A 17,852-nucleotide genomic window follows, 5' to 3' on the forward strand; every position below is an offset into this window, starting at 1 on the left:
CCTGCTCTGGTCCGGGACCAATGCGCACACCCCGCGGCGCCGGCCGAAGCTCGGCACCGCGGGGGCATCGCCTAACGCCCGTTGAACGCGTCCTTCAGTCGGGAGAAGAGTCCTTGTTGTCCCGGTTGAAACTGACCGAGCGGGCGCTCCTCACCTCTAAGTTTCGCCAACTCCCGAAGGAGCCTCTCCTGTTCCGCGTCCAACTTGCTCGGCGTCATCACCTCGACGTGCACGATCAGATCGCCCCGACCGCCACCCCTCAAGTGGGTGACGCCCCGGCCGTGCAGCGGGATGGACTGCCCCGACTGGGTCCCCGGCCGGATGTCGATCTCTTCCATCCCGTCGAGCGTCTCCAACGGCACCTTCGTACCGAGCGAGCCCGCCGTCATGGGAATCGTCACCGTGCAGTGCAGATCGTCGCCCCGTCGCTGGAACACCGCATGGGGCACTTCATGGATCTCGACATACAGATCGCCGGCGGGGCCACCGCCCGGGCCTACCTCGCCCTCCCCGGCCAACTGGATGCGGGTGCCGTTGTCGACGCCGGCCGGGATCTTCACGGTCAGCGTGCGACGGGAACGGACCCGACCGTCGCCCGCACACTCCGGGCACGGGGTGGGGACGACCGTGCCGAAGCCCTGGCACTGCGGGCAGGGGCGCGAGGTCATGACCTGGCCCAGGAAGGAGCGGGTGACCTGGGAGACCTCACCGCGCCCACGACACATGTCACAGGTCTGGGCCGAGGTCCCGGGGGCCGCACCCTCGCCCGAACACGTCGTACAGACGACGGCCGTGTCGACCTGGATGTCCTTGGTCGTACCGAAGGCGGCCTCGTTGAGGTCGATCTCCAGCCGGATCATCGCGTCCTGGCCGCGCCGGGTGCGCGAGCGGGGGCCGCGTTGGGACGCCGTACCGAAGAAGGCGTCCATGATGTCCGAGAAGTTTCCGAAGCCGCCGGCACCGAAGCCGGCCGCACCCGCGGCGCCCGCCTGGGACAGGGGGTCACCGCCGAGGTCGTAGACCTGCTTCTTCTGCGGGTCCGACAACACCTCGTAGGCGGCGTTGATCTCCTTGAACCGCTCCTGGGTCTTGGGGTCGGGGTTCACGTCCGGATGGAGCTCACGCGCCAGCCGGCGGAACGCCTTCTTGATCTCGTCCTGCGATGCGTCGCGGCGCACGCCGAGTACGGCGTAGTAGTCCGTGGCCACCTACGACTCCGCCAGGATCTGTCCGACGTAACGTGCCACTGCGCGTACCGCTCCCATCGTTCCGGGGTAGTCCATGCGGGTCGGTCCGACCACGCCGAGTTTGGCGACTGCCTCGTCGCCCGAACCGTAGCCGACGGCGACCACGGAGGTTGAGTTGAGTCCTTCATGGGCGTTCTCATGGCCGATGCGCACCGTCATGCCCATGCCGCCGGACTCCTTGGCCTCACCGAGGAGTTTGAGGAGCACCACATGCTCCTCAAGGGCCTCCAGGACGGGCCTGATCGTCAGCGGGAAGTCATGGCCGAAGCGCGTGAGGTTCGCGGTGCCGCCGATGACCAACCGCTCCTCGGTCTCCTCGACCAGTGTCTCCAACAGGGTCGAGAGCACGGTGGAGACCGCACCCCGGTCCTCCGGGTCGAAGGAGTCGGGGAGGTCCTGGACCAACTGCGGCACATCCGCGAAGCGACGGCCGACGACCCTGCTGTTGAGCCGGGCCCGCAGATCGGCGAGCGGGGTGTCACCGAAGGGAGCCGGACAGTCGACCATGCGCTGCTCGACCCTGCCCGTGTCCGTGATCAACACGAGCATGACCCGTGCGGGTGCGAGCGCCAGCAGCTCCACGTGGCGCACCGTGGAGCGGGTGAGCGAGGGGTACTGCACGACCGCGACCTGACGGGTCAGCTGCGCCAGCAGCCTCACCGTACGGCCGACGACGTCGTCGAGGTCCACAGCGCCGTCCAGGAAGCTCTGGATGGCACGGCGCTCGGCTGACGACAGCGGTTTCACCCCGGCGAGCTTGTCGACGAAGAGGCGGTACCCCTTGTCGGTGGGGATGCGCCCGGCACTGGTGTGCGGCTGGGCGATGTATCCCTCGTCTTCCAGGACCGCCATGTCATTGCGGACGGTGGCCGGTGAAACACCGAGCCTGTGGCGCTCGGTGAGCGCCTTGGAGCCGACGGGCTCCTCGGTACCGACATAGTCCTGGACGATGGCGCGCAGCACTTCGAGTCTGCGTTCACTGAGCATCGCGCACACCTCCAGCTGTGGTCCCACGGTGGTTCTTCGGTCACTGTCTGGCACTCACCAGGTCCGAGTGCCAAGAATCCCCCGTGCCAGTGTACGGCCGTGGGGTACGCCCGTAGCAAGGGCGACCGACCACGCTACCGCGCGCCTTCGCTGGTCGCTGCCAGTAGCGTCCCGGTATGAACGTCTGTTGGGAAGACTTCGGCTGGGAGCGGTTGGCCGACGGGGTGGGGCGACGACGGTTGCCGGGTTGGGACGCGACCTGCGGGCTGGTCGTCGGGAACGAAGGTGTGCTGCTGTACGACAGCGGTTCGACCCTGCGGGAGGGTGCCGAGCTGAGGGCCCAGGCACAGGCGCTGCTGAGCGGTCGCGAGGTGACGCACATCGCACTGAGCCACCCGCACTTCGACCATGTACTGGGGGCCGCCGCCTTTCCCGGGGCCGAGGTGTACGGCACGCGGGGCCTCGATGCCCTCCTGCGCCGGGAGGCGGACGCGCTGCGGGCAGATGCCGTACGGCACGGCGTGGAGCCGCTGGAGGCGGCTGAGGCGGTCGAGGCGCTGGTGAGCCCGGGGCATGCGGTCACCGGACGGCAGACGCTCGATCTGGGCGGAGGGCGCCGGGTGGTGCTCGTCGACGCGGGCCCCGGGCACACCGGTCACGATCTGGCGGTACTGGTGCCGGGGAGCCCCGCCGTGGTGTTCTGCGGCGATCTGGTGGAGGAGTCCGGGGAGCCGCAGGCGGGGCCGGACGCCGTCGGAGCCCCGTGGCCGGCCGCCCTGGACCGGCTGCTGGCGCTCGGCGGCGAGGACGCACGGTACGTGCCGGGGCACGGCGCGGTCGTGGACGCCGCGTTCGTACGTGCCCAGCGCGATGCGCTGGCGGAGCGGTTCGGGGTGTCGTAGCGTCGGCCGAATGCGCAGCTACAGCCCTGATCTGACGCCCCCTTGGAAGAAGTCGGCTCCCGCCAGGGAGGTCGCGGCCGATCCGTCGGACCCCGATCTGGTGGTGGAGGAGGCCGGCACCGGCTTCTGCGGTGCGGTGGTGGGCTGTGAGGCCGGCACGGTGACGCTGGAGGACCGCTTCGGCAAGCGCCGGGTCTTTCCGCTGGCGCCACGGGGGTTTCTGCTGGACGGCGAGGTCGTGACCCTAGTCCGCCCCGGCCCCGGAAGGTCGTCCAAGCCGGTGGTGACCGCTTCCGGTTCCCTGGCGGTTCCCGGAGCGCGGGCGCGGGTGGCCCGGGCCGGCCGGATCTATGTGGAGGGCCGCCACGACGCCGAGCTCGTCGAACGCGTGTGGGGCGACGATCTGCGGATCGAGGGCGTGGTGGTGGAGTACCTGGAGGGCATCGACGACCTTCCGGCGGTGGTCGCCGAGTTCGCTCCGGGACCGGACGCACGGCTCGGGGTGCTGGTGGACCATCTGGTGCCGGGGTCCAAGGAGTCCAGGATCGCCGCTTCGGTGACGGATGCGCACGTACTGGTCGCCGGCCATCCCTACATCGACGTGTGGGAGGCGGTGAAGCCGTCGGTCCTCGGACTGGCGGCGTGGCCGGTGATCCCACGGGGGCAGGACTGGAAGACGGGCGTGTGCAGGGCCCTGGGCTGGCCGGAGAACACGGGCGCCGCGTGGCAGCACATCCTGTCGAAGGTGCACTCGTACCGGGACCTGCAACCGGAGTTGCTGGGGAGGGTCGAGGAGTTGATCGACTTCGTGACCGCACCCGCGGGGGACGGGTGACGCCCGCACGTCCCCATTGACCTGACGGCCGGTGGGCTGGTGGAGCGAGCAGTGGGCCCGGTGGACGCCGGTCGCGGCCGGTTGGTCGGTTGGTCGGTTTCAGCCGGTCAACTTCGGTCCCGGGCGGTGGCTCCTGGTCGCTCCCCCGCCGCGGCTCTGGGCGCGCGGGCTCCGGATCGGGTTGTCAGTCGACCAGATCCCGTACGACACCGTCCGCGAGCAGACGCCCCCGCAGCGTCAGAACCGCGCGCCCCTCACCGTACGGAGCTTCGTCCAGCAGTCCCTGCGCAAGGGCTCCCCGAGCGGCCTCCAGCCCCGCCTCACGCAGCAGTGACAGGGGCACCCCCTCCCGGAGCCTCAGCTCCAGCAGGATCCTCTCCACTCGCCGGTCCTCGGCCGACAGCAGCTCACGGCCGGCTCCCGGTGAGCGGCCCTGGGCGAGTGCCGCCGCATAGGCGCCGGGATGCTTCACGTTCCACCAGCGGACCCCGCCGACATGGCTGTGCGCCCCGGGACCGGCCCCCCACCAGTCGGCGCCCCGCCAGTAGAGCTCGTTGTGAACGCATCGGCCCGCTTCGGTCGTAGCCCAGTTGGACACCTCGTACCACGAGTAGCCCGCCTCCGAGAGGACCGAGTCCGCGATCAGATAGCGGTCGGCGTGGACGTCGTCGTCGGTCATGGGCACCTCGCCGCGGCGAATGCGCCGGGCCAGTTGGGTCCCTTCCTCGACGATGAGCGCGTACGCGGAGATGTGGTCGGGCCCGGCTCCGACCGCAGCGGCGAGCGAGGCGCGCCAGTCGTCGTCGCTCTCCCCCGGAGTGCCGTAGATCAGATCGAGGTTCACATGCTCGAACCCCGCCGCCCGAGCCTCGGCGACGCACGCTTCGGGCCGCCCGGGGGTGTGGGTGCGGTCCAGGACCTTCAGGACGTGCTGGCGGGCGCTCTGCATGCCGAAGGAGATGCGGTTGAAGCCTCCTGCCCGTAGCTCCGCGAGGTACTCGGGCCCCACGGACTCCGGATTCGCCTCCGTGGTGATCTCCGCGCCCTCCGCGAAGCCGAACTCCTCCCGTACGGCGCTCAACATGGCCACCAGGTCGGACGCGGCCAGCAGGGTCGGCGTACCGCCTCCCACGAACAGGGTGCGCACGGGGCGGGGGTCGTCTCCGAGGACCTTGCGGGCGAGGCGAACCTCGTCCGTGAGGGTGGCCGCGTAGTTGTCACGGGAGGCCAGCACGCCGCCCGAGCCGCGCAGCTCGGTCGCCGTGTAGGTGTTGAAGTCGCAGTAGCCGCAGCGTGTGGCGCAGTACGGCACGTGCAGGTAGAAGGCGAGCGGCCGGTCGGCTGCCCCTTCAAGGGCGGACGCCGGAAGCGCCCCGTCCTCGGGCATGGGTTCGCCGTCAGGCAGTACGGAAGGCATACGCCCCATTGTCCGTCACCGACGGGAGTGGAATCCGTCGGCGGTGAGCAGCCAGGGCATCGGGACGCCGGGGTACGGGCCGCTCCCCCGGCGGACGGGCTGGTGCGGGACGGGGTGCACCCGGCCCGCACCGGTGATGTCCTGCTCCTATGCCTCGCGGGTTCCGGAGTACATCTCTTCGATCAAGTGCTGGAACTCACGCTCGACGGCCGGTCGCTTCAGTTTCAGGCTGGGAGTGAGATCGCCGTGCTCGACGTCGAGGTCCCGGGGCAGCAGGCGGAACTTCTTCACCATCTGCCACCGCTGAAGGCCCTCGTTCAGCCGGTTCACATACCCCTGGATCAACTCGACGGTCGCCGGCGCGACGAGAACGTCTCCGTAGGGCTTCCCCGCCAGGTCATGGCCCTCGGCCCAGCTGAGGAGCGTCGGCTCGTCGAGGGCGATCAGCGCCGTGCAGAAGTTGCGGTCGGCGCCGATGACGACGATGTTCGAGACGAACGGGCAGATGGCCTTGAACTGGATCTCCACCTCGGTCGGCGCGATGTACTTGCCGTTCGACGTCTTGATCAGGTCCTTCTTGCGGTCCGTGATCCGCAGATAACCGTCGGCCGAGAGCTCGCCGATGTCCCCAGTGTGGAGCCAGCCATCGGGCTCCAGCACCTCTTCGGTCTTCTCCGGGAGCCCGTGGTAGCCCTCCATGATCCCGGGGCCGCGCAGCAGGATCTCGCCATCGTCGGCGATGCGGACCTCGGTGCCCGGCAGCGGTTTGCCCACGGTCCCGGTGCGATATGCCTCACCGGGGTTGACCAGGGAAGCCGCACTGGACTCGGTGAGTCCGTACCCCTCCAGGATGTGGATGCCGGCGCCGGCGAAGAAGAAGCCGATCTCGGGTGAGAGGGCGGCGGACCCGGAGATCGCGGCCCGCAGCCTGCCGCCGAACGCCTCGCGGAGCTTGGCATAGACCAGGGCGTCGGCCACCTTGTGCTTGGCACGGAGGGCGAGCGGCGCTGATGCCGTGCCCGTACGCCGGAAGTTGTCCTGGGACGCCTTGGCGTAGTCGCGCGCCACCGCAGCGGCCCACTGGAAGATCTTGTACTTCGCCGCACCGCCCGCCCGGGCCTTGGTGGCGACTCCGTTGTAGACCTTCTCGAAGATGCGCGGAACGGCGGCCATGTAGGTCGGCTGCACCACGGACAGATTCTCAATGATCTTGTCGATCCGGCCGTCGACGGCCGTGACATGACCGACTTCGATCTGGCCCGACGTCAGCACCTTGCCGAAGACGTGGGCCAGCGGCAGCCAGAGATACTGCACGTCGTCCTGGGTCACCAGGCCGGTCGCGGCGATCGCCTTCGCCATGTACGACCAGTTGTCGTGCGGCAGCCGAACACCCTTGGGGCGGCCGGTGGTGCCGGAGGTATAGATGAGGGTCGCCAGTTGATCGGCTTCGATCGCGCCGATTCGCTCCTTGACCGCTTCGGGGTGCTCCTGGAGGTGGCGGGCTCCGCGCTCCTCCAGATCGGCGAGTGAGAGGACCCAGCCCTCGGGGTCCGACTCGTCCGCCTCCACACCGGTGGGATCGATCACGACCACATGGCTGAGTTCAGACAGTTCGCCCCGCCGCTCACGCACCTTGGCCAACTGCGTCGCGTCCTCGGCGACCAGCACCCTGCTCCCGGAATCGGCGAGGATGTACGCCGATTCCTCGGCATTGGTGGAGGGGTAGACCGTCGTGGTCGCACCGCCGGTGCACATGACACCAAGGTCGGCGAGGATCCATTCGATACGGGTGGCGGACAACAGGGCCACCCGGTCCTCGGCGCGTACTCCGATGGCGATCAGACCGGCCGCGATGCAATAGACACGCTCGGCGGTCTCGCCCCAACTGAGCGACTTCCATTCCTCGGGCCCCTGACCGGAGGCGGGGGGCACCGGATACCGGAACGCCTCGGCGTCCGGCGTGGCCAGCACCCGCTCGGCGAAGAGGTTCGCCACCGAGGGCGGTCGGTTCTCGATCAGGGTCTGTGTGTCGCTCACGACATCCTCCGGGCCTGCGGCAGCACTGCACGACTGGCTGGTGTTTAACTGGCGAGTAACCATCGAGCCGTGATCAGAGTAGAACGCGCTGTGCCGAGGCGTAAGTCTCTGTGGGCTGCCGCTTCATAACGAACCCGGCGCGAATGCGGGGTCCCTCGACCAACGGGCCGCGCCCGTCACACCTGCCCCGGGTCACCCCGGACCGTACTCGGCACGTACTCGGCACGAGAAGCGTCCCGATCGTCGCCCACCGACGGACCGAAGATGTGCTTCAGCAGGACGGATATGCACTTCAGCCCGGGTCGACCTGGTCGACCCGGGCTGAAGTGACAACGCTCTCGGGGGCTGATCGGCGTGGGGCCTCCACCGCTGCGCTCTCGCCGCCATGAGCAGGGCGAGAGCCACGAATGGCTACTTCTTGTTCTTGCCCCCGCTGTCATCGCTGGAGAGGACGGCGATGAAGGCTTCCTGCGGAACCTCCACACTGCCGACCATCTTCATGCGCTTCTTGCCTTCCTTCTGCTTCTCCAGCAGCTTCCGCTTCCGGGAGATGTCACCGCCGTAGCACTTGGCGAGAACATCCTTGCGGATCGCGCGGATCGTCTCGCGGGCGATCACCCGGGAACCGATCGCGGCCTGGATCGGCACCTCGAACGCCTGCCGCGGGATCAACTCGCGCAGCTTCGCCACGAGCCGCACACCGTATGCGTACGCCGCGTCCTTGTGCGTGACGGCCGAGAAGGCGTCGACCTTGTCGCCGTGCAGCAGGATGTCCACCTTGACCAGGCTGGATGCCTGCTCGCCCGTGGGCTCGTAGTCCAGCGAGGCGTATCCGCGGGTCTTCGACTTCAGCTGGTCGAAGAAGTCGAAGACGATCTCCGCGAGGGGCAGGGTGTAGCGGATCTCGACCCGGTCCTCGGAGAGGTAGTCCATGCCGAGCAGGGTGCCGCGACGGGTCTGACAGAGCTCCATGATCGCGCCGATGAACTCGGTGGGCGCCAGAATCGTGGCCCGCACCACGGGTTCGTAGACGTCGTCGATCTTGCCCTCGGGGAACTCACTCGGGTTGGTGACCGTGTGCTCGGTGCCGTCCTCCATCAGGACGCGGTAGACCACGTTGGGCGCGGTGGCGATCAGGTCGAGACCGAATTCGCGCTCCAGGCGCTCCCGGATCACGTCCAGGTGGAGCAGGCCCAGGAAACCGACGCGGAAGCCGAAGCCGAGCGCCGCCGAGGTCTCCGGCTCGTACACCAGCGCGGCATCGTTGAGCTGGAGCTTGTCGAGGGCTTCCCGGAGCTCGGGGTAGTCCGATCCGTCGAGCGGATACAGACCGGAGAAGACCATCGGCTTCGGGTCCTTGTACCCCCCGAGCGCCTCGGTGGCTCCCTTGTGCTGCTGGGTGATGGTGTCGCCGACCTTCGACTGGCGAACGTCCTTCACCCCGGTGATGAGGTACCCCACCTCGCCGACGCCCAGACCGTCGGCCGCGAGCATCTCGGGCGAGTTGGTGCCGATCTCCAACAGCTCGTGGGTGGCCCCGGTCGACATCATCCGGATCCGCTCGCGCTTGCCCAGCTTGCCGTCGATGACTCGCACATAGGTGACGACACCACGGTACGAGTCGTACACGGAGTCGAAGATCATGGCGCGGGCGGGCGCGTCGGCCACGCCGACCGGGGGCGGAACCTCGCGGACGACCCGGTCGAGCAGCGCCTCCACGCCGATGCCGGTCTTCGCGGAGACCCTGAGCACATCCTCCGGGTCACAACCGACGAGGTTCGCCAATTCCTCGGAGAACTTCTCGGGCTGGGCGGCCGGAAGGTCGATCTTGTTGAGGACCGGAACGATCGTGAGCTCGTTCTCCATCGCCAGATAGAGGTTGGCGAGCGTCTGGGCCTCGATGCCCTGGGCCGCGTCCACCAGGAGGACGGTGCCCTCGCAGGCCGCGAGGGACCGGGAGACCTCGTAGGTGAAGTCCACGTGCCCCGGAGTGTCGATCATGTTCAGGATGTGAGTCCTGCTCTGATCGGGTCCCTCGGTGGGTGCCCAGGGCAGTCGGACCGCCTGGGACTTGATCGTGATGCCGCGTTCCCGCTCGATGTCCATGCGGTCGAGGTACTGGGCACGCATCTGCCGCTGATCGACCACACCGGTCAGCTGGAGCATCCGGTCGGCGAGCGTGGACTTGCCGTGGTCGATGTGGGCGATGATGCAGAAGTTGCGGATCAGCGCCGGGTCGGTACGGCTCGGCGCGGGCACGTTGGGAGGAGTCGCGGGCACGCAAGGTCCTGATTCTTGAGACGCGGGGCGTCTCGTCTCGGGCGATGGCGGATCGATACGTAGCCTCCATGGTCCCACGCGCAGCGGGCTGCGCCCGGTTTGGGCCGCCCGGAGAGCGACTGGTAATGTGGACAGCTGTGTCTCGTGCCCGCCTCGGGCTGCTCGCACAGGGCTTTCGATTCGGAACTCCGCGCGGGACCTCATCAAAGATCAATCGAACCTGAGAAGGCTCTTTCGTGGCGAACATCAAGTCCCAGATCAAGCGGAACAAGACGAACGAGAAGGCGCGCCTGCGCAACAAGGCCGTCAAGTCGTCGCTCAAGACCGCGGTCCGCAAGGCCCGTGAGGCTGCTGTCGCAGGCGACGTCGAGAAGGCCACCGTGGCCGCTCGCGAGGCCGCCCGCAAGCTCGACAAGGCAGTCTCGAAGGGCGTCATCCACAAGAACGCCGCCGCCAACAAGAAGTCGGCGCTGGCCACCAAGGTTGCCGCTCTTCAGGGCTGAGTGCTCTTGATCCAACCGTCGGAAGGGTGAGCGGGCCCTCTCATCCGCCCCTGACCGACACTTCAGGGCTTGCACTTGGACCTGCGTTCGCCACGCGGGTGCGAGCCCGACCGCAGGACCTTTCGAAGGCCCCGGTGCTTCTTCGTCCTTCCCCAGGACACAGAGCCCGGGGCTTTCGCCTGCCCTTCCTCTCCTGTGTCTCCGACCTCGCGGGTCCCGGCTTGTGTCTCCGACCTACGCCGGTCGTGACTCCCCGGGGCGTAGCAACGGCGTCACGGATGTACCCATCGGGCAGTGGGTGGATCCTGCCCACCACAAGCGCCGCAGAGCGCAACCGCCGAGAAGCGCTAGCGGTGGGAGCGCGCGACCCTGGCGATGGTCACGACCGCCTTCTCCAACGCGTACTCCGGATCGTCCCCACCACCCTTCACGCCCGCATCCGCCTCGGCCACCGCGCGCAGGGCAACCGCCACCGCATCAGGTGTCCAGCCCCGCATCTGCTGCCTGACCCGATCGACCTTCCACGGCGGCATGCCCAGCTCACGCGCGAGATCCGCCGGCCGACCACCACGTGCGGAAAGCACCTTGCCGATGCCCCGCACCCCCTGCGCCAGTGCGCTGGTGATCAGCACGGGGGCAACGCCCGTCGACAGTGACCAGCGCAGTGCCTCCAGTGCCTCTGCGGCTCGGCCTTCCACCGCCCGGTCGGCGACATTGAAACTCGATGCCTCGGCCCGACCGGTGTAGTAGCGACCGACGATCTCCTCGTCGATGGTTCCCTCGACATCGGCAGCGAGTTGGGAAACGGCGCTGGCCAACTCCCGTAGATCGCTGCCGATCGAATCGACGAGCGCCTGACACGCCTCCTGTGTGGCCGATCTCCCGATGGCCCGGAACTCCGCCCTCACGAAGGTGAGCCGCTCGGCGGGCTTCGTCGTCTTGGGGCAGGCCACTTCCCGCGCCCCCGCCTTGCGGGCCGCATCGAGCAGCCCCTTGCCCTTGGCTCCACCGGGGTGGAGCAGGACCAGGGTGATTTCCTCGGCAGGAGCGGTGAGGTACGTCTTGACGTCCTTGACGGTGTCGGCAGCGAGATCCTGCGCATTGCGCACGATGACGACTTTGCGCTCGGCGAAGAGTGACGGGCTGGTCAACTCCGCGAGAGTGCCCGGTTGCAGTTGATCAGCGGTGAGATCGCGGACGTCCGTATCGGCATCGGCGGCCCGTGCAGCCGCGACCACCTGCTGTACCGCGCGGTCGAGGAGCAGATCCTCCTGCCCCACCGCGAGGGTGACGGGTGCGAGCGGATCGTCGTTGGAGTTCTTCCTGGTGGCCATCGCGTCCAGCATCCCATGCGCCACCGACACTCCTTCGCGTACCGGACAATGGCCAGGTGAGCGAGGAACGACATGTACTGGTGCTCCCCGACCGCGACACGGCCGAGGACGTGGCGCGGGAGTTGACAGAGCGCTTCAGCGTGCACGAGGAACCACAGCTGATACGCGACGCCCTCGCAGGTGAGGACGACGCCGAAGACGCCCAGTGGCTGGTCGTGGTGGAGGATCCGACGAGCCGTCTCGACCCACAGGCCCTCGACGACTTTGCAGCAGAGTACGAAGGCTGGTTGGAATCTCCTTGAGCTCTGGCTAGGCCGGCGGACGCCGCTCCGGGCGAGCACGGGCCGGTCGGTCGTCGGTGCGCCCCACATCATCGCGGGGGTCGGCCGGCACCCGGTCGAGACGCACACCGAAGTTCTCCTGGTAGGCGGCCAGGATCTCCCCATCGTCGACCAGCAGCTCTTCGTGCCGCTCACCGTGTTCGGTCGTGACCAACGTCCGACCACTGAGCGTGATCCGACCGTCGGCCGTGAGCCGGGTGCAGACGGGGGACCGAGTGAAGTTCGAGACCGGTGAGGTGCTGTGCCACCAGGCGCCGCTGCGGAAGTCCGCCAGTTCCCTGGGCCTGGTCTCCAGGCGGTACTGGGGCTCACCGTCCCGGAGTACGTCGAGGTCTCCGTGTCCCGACGCCCCTCCCCCCGACGCTTCCACGATCCTGAACGAACCTGCGGGATCCGACTGTTCTGCTCGATCGTCGAAGGCCAAGGGGTGGTGCGCGTGCTCACCGAATCCCACATCGGCCACCCACCGCCCACTCCCATCCGCCGGCTCCACCAGAAGCGCCATGTGGTCGTACGGGATCCCCCATCGCCCGTCCGCGGTGTGCACCCGTCCGGCGAGCAGGCGGACGGTGTACCCGAGGTCGCGGAGAAGTGCGGCGAACGTTGCATTGACCTCGTAGCAGATCCCACCCCGGCGGTCTTGGACGATCTTGGCGAGCAGGGGCCCTTCCTCCAACACGATCTCCTCGCCGAGATGCACCGACAGGTTCTCGAAGGGCACCGTGCGCAGATGCCGCAACTGAAGCTCGCGTAGGGCTTCGATGTCGACCCGGGCGGGTCGATCAGCACCGATTCTGCGGAGGTAGTCGTCCATGGCACCCATGGTGCCCCAGATGATCTCCACTTCCATGAGTCGCTGGTCCTAGGCCCGTTGGCCGAGGCGCAAGGGCAAGGGCGCGGGCTAGCGTGCCGAACATGGCGACAGAGATCCGCGGCTACGATCCGGCCCGCTCGGTGGAGCAGCGCAAACACGACGTCCTCGCCCGACTGACTCGGGACCACGATGTCTGGGTGGCGACCGCATCCGCCGACGGCGGGCCTTGTCTGGTGCCGCTGTCCTTCGTGTGGGACCAGGACACCCTGTTGATGTGTACCCGGCGAACCAACCCGACCGCGATCAATCTGACCCCTCGGGGTCCGGTCGTCCTCACCTTGGGAACGACCCGGGACGTCGTGCTGATCAGAGGAGACGCCGAGGTGGTGGAGGGCGCAGCCCTGGCGACCCGGTCGGCGGATGCCTTTGCCGACAAGTTGGAGGGTTGGGACCCGCGCGACCAACCGCATTGGATCTACCTTCGGGTCACCCCGACGACCGTACAGGCGTGGAGGGAGGTCAATGAGCTCGCCGATCGCGATCTGATGCGCGATGGTGCATGGCTGGTCTGATGTCCGGCGGAACCGAATCCGTCGGGAGCACTGCTGCGGCTCGGCCTGCCAGAAGTACGAAGCCTGCGTCCTGCGTCGCCGAAGGAAACCCCGAGCCATGGAATGCCCGGCTCCTACGGCGCCGAAGACACAGCCGAGGAGTCGCTCGTCCACACGAGGAGGCGACGGCCGCGGCACGGGTTCTGGAGATGACCGCTCCGAGCAGTCGGCGCACACGCAGCGGTACTCGGTCCTGGCTGACGCGGATGACAGCACCGGCGATCGAGCCCCCATCGGCCCGCCCGCGATGACAGCGCGATGGGCATCGAGGTCGGGCGCGACGGCTGGCATCCCCCGGGAGTCGGTGCTGTCCCCCCTGGGCCGCGCCGCCCTGTCGGGCGGTGGACGAACCGTCCGCACCATGGAGGTGTCGGAATGAGGCGAGGGTTCCTTCGGAACCTGCGCTCCCACCGATGTGGGCCCTCAGACTCTGCCCGTCTCCGGTGACCGCGATGGGACCGTCCCTGTCCGTACGCAGAACGCGTGCGCCCACGTCCCGCAGTGCATTCACCGTACGAGGCGAAGGGTGGCCATAGGTGTTTCCCCGGCCCACGGAGATCAAGGCGAGTCGGGGACGCGCTGCGGTGAACAGTTCCGGATGTTGATGGGCCGAACCGTGGTGGGCGACCTTCAGGACATCCACCCGCGCGAGCCTGGGGTGCTCGATCAACAGACCGCGTTGGGCGGGCGGTTCAAGGTCTCCGAGCATCAGCAGGGTAGGCCCCTCTGCGATCTCGACCCATAGGGTGACGCTGGCGTCGTTGGGCCCTTCCGGCAGGCCGAATCCGCTGGCCATCTCAAGCCCCCCGTGCCTTCCGGGTGCCTCGACGTGCGGCAGTTCTCCCCTGTGTGCGTGAGGCCGTGGCCAGAGCACCTGCCAGGACAGTCTTCCGTCCTTCCTCCACTCACCCATACGAACGTGGGTCAAGGGCACTTGGGCTCTGGCGGAGACCCTCTGGACAAATGCGCTCTGCTCCGGGGGCTCCTGAAGGGTGGTGGTCTGTACCGCGCCCACGCTGCGTCCTTTCAGAACCCCGGGCAGCCCTCGAACGTGGTCCGCATGGAAGTGGGTCAGCAGAACGAGGGAGATCCGCTCGACGCTCAGCGTCCTGAGGCACGCGTCGACCGCTACGGGATCCGGCCCCGCGTCCACGACCACGGCCCTGCCGTCACCGGCGGAGAGCACCATGGCATCTCCCTGACCCACATCGCACATGGCGAACGTCCAACCAGGCGGTGGCCATCCCGTGAGCACCCGGGTGAGCGGTGCGGGACGCACCACGGCACACAGGAGTACCAGTGCGCAGACGAGTGCCACCCATGGATGACGCGGCAGTCTGCGGAGAGCGAGAACGACCAGCACGGTGATCGCGGCCAGTGAGAGCCCTCCCCTCCAACCGTCCTGCCAGTCCAGCTGGGCTCCCGGCAGCGAGGCTCCCGCCCGGGCCACGGAGGCGATCCAGCCCGTCGGCCAGCCCGCGATCTGAGCCAAGGATTCCGCCAGGGGCATGAACACCGGGGCAGTGGCGAGCGCAAGGAAGCCGAGCACGGTCGCCGGAGCAATCGCAAGCTCCGCGAAGAGATTGCACGGCACCGCAACCAGGCTGACCCGGGCCGCGAAGATCGCGACCACAGGGGCACAGACGGCCTGTGCCGCGGCTGCCGCGGCCAGCGCCTCAGCCGGCCTCGGTGGTACGCCCCGACGCTGGAGCGAGGCGCTCCAGCGCGGCGCGATGGTCAGGAGGGACCCCGTGGCCAGGACCGACAGCAGAAAGCCGTAGCTCCGGGACAGGCCCGGGTCGTAGAGGACGAGCACCACGACGGCGGCGGCAAGGGCTGGAATCAGTGATCGTCGACGCCCGGTCGCGATCGCGAGCAGGACGATCGCTCCGCAGGCGGCGGCCCTCAAAACGCTTGGTTCCGGTCTGCACACGATGACGAAAGCAAGCGTCAGGGTGCCTCCGAGGAGAGCCGTCCCCCTCAGGGTGATGCCGAGGCGGGGTGCGAGTCCACCCCTCTCGGCGAGTAGGGCGCGGCCGGGTGGTCCGATCAGCAGAATGAGCACGATGCTGAGGTTGCTTCCTGACACTGCCAGGAGGTGCGTCAGATCGGTTGCTTCGAATGCCCTTTGCAGATCGGGGGTGACCCTCGTGGTGTCACCGACGACGAACCCCGGCAACAGCGCGCGAGCATCTGGGCTCAGATCCTTCGATGCCTCGCGCAGCCCGGCCCTAAGGTCGCCAGCCCTCCTCTGCAGGGAGGAGGGGCCCTGGATGATCTCAGGCCGGCCCCCCGGCACCTTCAGTACGGCGGCAAAGCGGTGATCATCGGCAAGCGGTGGTGCGAGCTGACCGTGGAGGCGCAGTCGGGTCGACGGGAGAAGTCGTTGCCAGCGTGCGAGGGCTGCTTGCGGTAGGCCCGGCCGCACGATCACCAGCACGGGGTTCCTCGTCGCTGTCACCTCTCCCCCAGGTGCTGTGACGCGGGTGACCTCGGCGTCAAAGAGCAGAGCTCGTGCCATCCAGGATTCACTCGGTGCTCGGGGCCGGGCGAACCGGGGGTCGGTGGAGATCGTCAGTTCGACGGTGGCGCGGGAGTGCGCTGCTGCCATGTCCGGCAGCGGACCACGCCGCTGATCAGCGCTGTGGAGCCCTCCTGCCACGGCACCCGCCGCCGCTGCCAGCAACACTGCCGCGAGCGCGGTGGCGTTCAGCCGCAGGCGACTGTCCCGGCGGGCAGCACCGTCGCCGGAGGCGGGAGTAGTCGTACGGGCCGGCGATGAAGATCCACCGCGCTGGAGCACGGTCCAAGCCAGTAGGAGGATCGCCAGACAGACACAGAGCACGACCCCGAGGGCTGTTGTCCGCCCCGGCAGGGCGACGGCCAGGGCAGCCGCACCCCAGAGCGCGAGGGCAGGGCACACCAATCGCAGGTCGGCAGGACCCTCTTGGCGTGGGTGGGAGTTCCCCAAGGAATGGGCGGACCCGCGGTGGGCTTCCCCGCGCGTCACGGCCGCACCCTTGGTTTCAGCTCGGCGAACCGTCGGTCCCCGATGCCGTCGACGTCACGCAGTTGATCGACGGAGCGGAATCCGCCGTGCTGGGTGCGGTAGTCGATGATGTGCTGGACCAGCACCGGTCCGACACCAGGAAGGGTGTCCAACTCCTCCGCTGTGGCCGTGCTCAGACTCAGCGTCCCTGCGGTTCGGGCAGTGCCCGCCCCGTGCCCGCCCTGACCGCCGGCGCGAGGATCCCCGGGAACGCCCGAACCCGCCACGGCTGCGCCACCGTCCACTCCCGGGACCGGAACAGGGGCTGCCGGCACACCCACTGCCACCTGCTCACCGTCCACGAGCACCCGAGCGCGGTTGAGGCCGAATGTGTCCACCCCCGCCCTCACCCCACCAGCAGCCGCCAGGGCATCGGCGACGCGGGAGCCCACCGGCAGCTTCAGCACACCAGGACGCCGTACCTTGCCGGCGACATCGACGACGATGCGTCCAACTGTCGACGGCGTCGATCGAGGAATCGCCGCAGGCCCGGGCGGGGGTGTCCGCGCCTGCGCCACCGGCTCCGACAGCACCTCCGGAGCCCGCACGGTCTCCGGTCGTCCGGTCCAGAAGTGCTGGGCCGCGAGGACCGCCGCCACCAGGAAGACGACTGCCAACGCCACCAGCGTCTTCGGTTCGAGCCCGCATCGCAGCTGCACCCAGAGGGGCAGCCGCTCCCGGGTGGCGAGAGCAAGCCTGCGCCAAGCCCCGTGACCGCTCCCCTCACCCGCTGCGACCTCTCCGGGTGGGCGGGATGGTGACACGGAGGCCAACTGTGCTGATTCTGCGGACCCTTGGGATTCATCCGCTCGAACGTGCGATGGGAACGCCGCGGCAAGGGGCACGGGGCCGTCAGCTGCCCCTGTGGCGCCAGCACCGCTACCCGAAGGTGGGTCGAACAAGGCGACCGCTCTCCGCCTGGCCACCTCATGGGAGGAAACCTGCACCCCCGGGTGAGAAGGGCGGGATGCGCGGTGCAGCCGCCTTCGGCCGACGCCCGATCGGGAGCCACGGCCACCCGATGCTGGTCCTCGGCCGTGGCCACCCGGTCGGGTGCCGAAGCCGACGGCGGGGCGCACACGAGAGGCCCGGGCGGTCGGACCCGCGCCACGCCCAGTACGGGCACGACCGTCCGAAGCCGGGGCGCGGCCCGGCCCGCTGGTTGCAGAACGTGATCGAAGATCCATGCACAGGACGCTAAACAGCCCCTGCTGATCTCGCTGAGCGGCCTCAATTACGGTGGATAACTCACGTGTTGTGGATAACCCAGCCACTCACATGAACCCTGTTGAGCCCACCACCGCGCCAACTGTCCCAGACGTCTCCCCGACCACATGGCCGCATCGCGTACGCCGCCTGCCACCGTTCCTTGCCGTGGCGCCCCTCGCCAAGACCGGCCATCCCACACCAAGGCAAGCCATCCCCTCACAGGGACAGAACCGTGCCCAGGCGGCCAAGCCACCGCATCAGGCCCTGGCCCACGAAGGCCACCAGC

The 17,852-nt window shown here is 68.5% G+C and carries 13 protein-coding genes and 1 pseudogene; 5 read left to right on the top strand and 9 right to left on the bottom strand.

What is annotated here, in order from left to right:
• Nucleotides 1-71: 71 nt before the first annotated feature.
• A complete protein-coding gene (gene dnaJ / locus OID54_RS13080) occupies nt 72-1,208 on the bottom strand; it encodes a molecular chaperone DnaJ (RefSeq protein ID WP_329018616.1) in 1,137 nt (378 codons plus the stop codon).
• Nucleotides 1,209-2,234 carry a heat-inducible transcriptional repressor HrcA gene (hrcA, locus tag OID54_RS13085; RefSeq protein ID WP_329027467.1) on the bottom strand — a complete coding sequence of 342 codons (1,026 nt, stop codon included), beginning with the start codon at nt 2,232-2,234 and terminating at the stop codon, nt 1,209-1,211. It abuts the gene before it with no gap.
• 176 nt (nt 2,235-2,410) lie between these two features.
• Here hrcA and OID54_RS13090 point away from each other — a divergent pair, with 176 nt between their 5' ends.
• Both OID54_RS13090 and OID54_RS13095 read left to right on the top strand, forming a co-directional pair.
• The gene (locus OID54_RS13090) at nt 2,411-3,136 is read left to right on the top strand and encodes an MBL fold metallo-hydrolase (protein WP_329018619.1); all 726 of its coding nucleotides are present in this window, start codon (nt 2,411-2,413) and stop codon (nt 3,134-3,136) included.
• 10 nt (nt 3,137-3,146) lie between these two features.
• Nucleotides 3,147-3,971, top strand: a complete 825-nt coding sequence (locus OID54_RS13095) for a DUF3097 domain-containing protein (protein WP_329018622.1) — start codon at nt 3,147-3,149, stop codon at nt 3,969-3,971.
• Between the two features lie 184 nt (nt 3,972-4,155).
• On the opposite strand, the gene hemW is transcribed toward OID54_RS13095, so the two are convergent.
• The 3 genes from hemW to lepA all read right to left on the bottom strand — a co-directional run bounded on the left by hemW (nt 4,156) and on the right by lepA (nt 9,705).
• Nucleotides 4,156-5,388 carry a radical SAM family heme chaperone HemW gene (hemW, locus tag OID54_RS13100; protein ID WP_329018625.1) on the bottom strand — a complete coding sequence of 411 codons (1,233 nt, stop codon included), beginning with the start codon at nt 5,386-5,388 and terminating at the stop codon, nt 4,156-4,158.
• A 147-nt stretch (nt 5,389-5,535) separates the two neighbouring features.
• A complete protein-coding gene (locus OID54_RS13105) occupies nt 5,536-7,425 on the bottom strand; it encodes an AMP-dependent synthetase/ligase (protein WP_329018628.1) in 1,890 nt (629 codons plus the stop codon).
• A gap of 411 nt (nt 7,426-7,836) precedes the next feature.
• On the bottom strand, nt 7,837-9,705 hold the full coding sequence (gene lepA, locus OID54_RS13110; RefSeq protein WP_329018631.1) for a translation elongation factor 4: 1,869 nt from the start codon (nt 9,703-9,705) through the stop codon (nt 7,837-7,839).
• Nucleotides 9,706-9,941: 236 nt separating this feature from the next.
• Here lepA and rpsT point away from each other — a divergent pair, with 236 nt between their 5' ends.
• The gene (gene rpsT, locus OID54_RS13115) at nt 9,942-10,208 is read left to right on the top strand and encodes a 30S ribosomal protein S20 (RefSeq protein WP_329018634.1); all 267 of its coding nucleotides are present in this window, start codon (nt 9,942-9,944) and stop codon (nt 10,206-10,208) included.
• Between the two features lie 347 nt (nt 10,209-10,555).
• Here rpsT and holA read toward each other — a convergent pair whose 3' ends face one another.
• Nucleotides 10,556-11,542: a DNA polymerase III subunit delta gene (gene holA / locus OID54_RS13120; protein ID WP_329027469.1), complete on the bottom strand. Its 987-nt coding sequence runs from the start codon at nt 11,540-11,542 to the stop codon at nt 10,556-10,558.
• A 56-nt stretch (nt 11,543-11,598) separates the two neighbouring features.
• Between holA and OID54_RS13125 the strand changes: the two genes are divergently transcribed.
• On the top strand, nt 11,599-11,844 hold the full coding sequence (locus tag OID54_RS13125) for a hypothetical protein (protein ID WP_329018637.1): 246 nt from the start codon (nt 11,599-11,601) through the stop codon (nt 11,842-11,844).
• Nucleotides 11,845-11,851: 7 nt separating this feature from the next.
• On the opposite strand, the gene OID54_RS13130 is transcribed toward OID54_RS13125, so the two are convergent.
• Nucleotides 11,852-12,733 carry an arylamine N-acetyltransferase family protein gene (locus tag OID54_RS13130; protein WP_329018642.1) on the bottom strand — a complete coding sequence of 294 codons (882 nt, stop codon included), beginning with the start codon at nt 12,731-12,733 and terminating at the stop codon, nt 11,852-11,854.
• A gap of 65 nt (nt 12,734-12,798) precedes the next feature.
• On the opposite strand from OID54_RS13130, the gene OID54_RS13135 reads away from it, so the two are divergent.
• Nucleotides 12,799-13,269: a pyridoxamine 5'-phosphate oxidase family protein gene (locus tag OID54_RS13135; protein WP_443055574.1), complete on the top strand. Its 471-nt coding sequence runs from the start codon at nt 12,799-12,801 to the stop codon at nt 13,267-13,269.
• Between the two features lie 457 nt (nt 13,270-13,726).
• Here OID54_RS13135 and OID54_RS13140 read toward each other — a convergent pair.
• Nucleotides 13,727-16,318, bottom strand: a pseudogene (locus OID54_RS13140) (ComEC/Rec2 family competence protein); the annotation flags it as partial.
• Nucleotides 16,315-17,121 carry a ComEA family DNA-binding protein gene (locus OID54_RS13145; protein ID WP_329018645.1) on the bottom strand — a complete coding sequence of 269 codons (807 nt, stop codon included), beginning with the start codon at nt 17,119-17,121 and terminating at the stop codon, nt 16,315-16,317. The pseudogene OID54_RS13140 and the gene OID54_RS13145, both read right to left, overlap by 4 nt.
• Between the last annotated feature and the right edge of the window lie 731 nt (nt 17,122-17,852).

Source organism: Streptomyces sp. NBC_00690, from assembly GCF_036226685.1.
Lineage (GTDB): Bacteria > Actinomycetota > Actinomycetes > Streptomycetales > Streptomycetaceae > Streptomyces.

Excerpts from the sequence above, each read along its gene's own strand:
- hrcA (WP_329027467.1), bottom strand. The coding sequence starts at position 2,234 with ATGCTCAGTGAACGCAGACTCGAAGTGCTGCGCGCCATCGTCCAGGAC.
- OID54_RS13090 (WP_329018619.1), top strand. The coding sequence starts at position 2,411 with ATGAACGTCTGTTGGGAAGACTTCGGCTGGGAGCGGTTGGCCGACGGG.
- OID54_RS13095 (WP_329018622.1), top strand. The coding sequence starts at position 3,147 with ATGCGCAGCTACAGCCCTGATCTGACGCCCCCTTGGAAGAAGTCGGCT.
- hemW (WP_329018625.1), bottom strand. The coding sequence starts at position 5,388 with ATGCCTTCCGTACTGCCTGACGGCGAACCCATGCCCGAGGACGGGGCG.
- holA (WP_329027469.1), bottom strand. The coding sequence starts at position 11,542 with ATGGCCACCAGGAAGAACTCCAACGACGATCCGCTCGCACCCGTCACC.
- OID54_RS13130 (WP_329018642.1), bottom strand. The coding sequence starts at position 12,733 with ATGGAAGTGGAGATCATCTGGGGCACCATGGGTGCCATGGACGACTAC.
- OID54_RS13135 (WP_443055574.1), top strand. The coding sequence starts at position 12,799 with ATGGCGACAGAGATCCGCGGCTACGATCCGGCCCGCTCGGTGGAGCAG.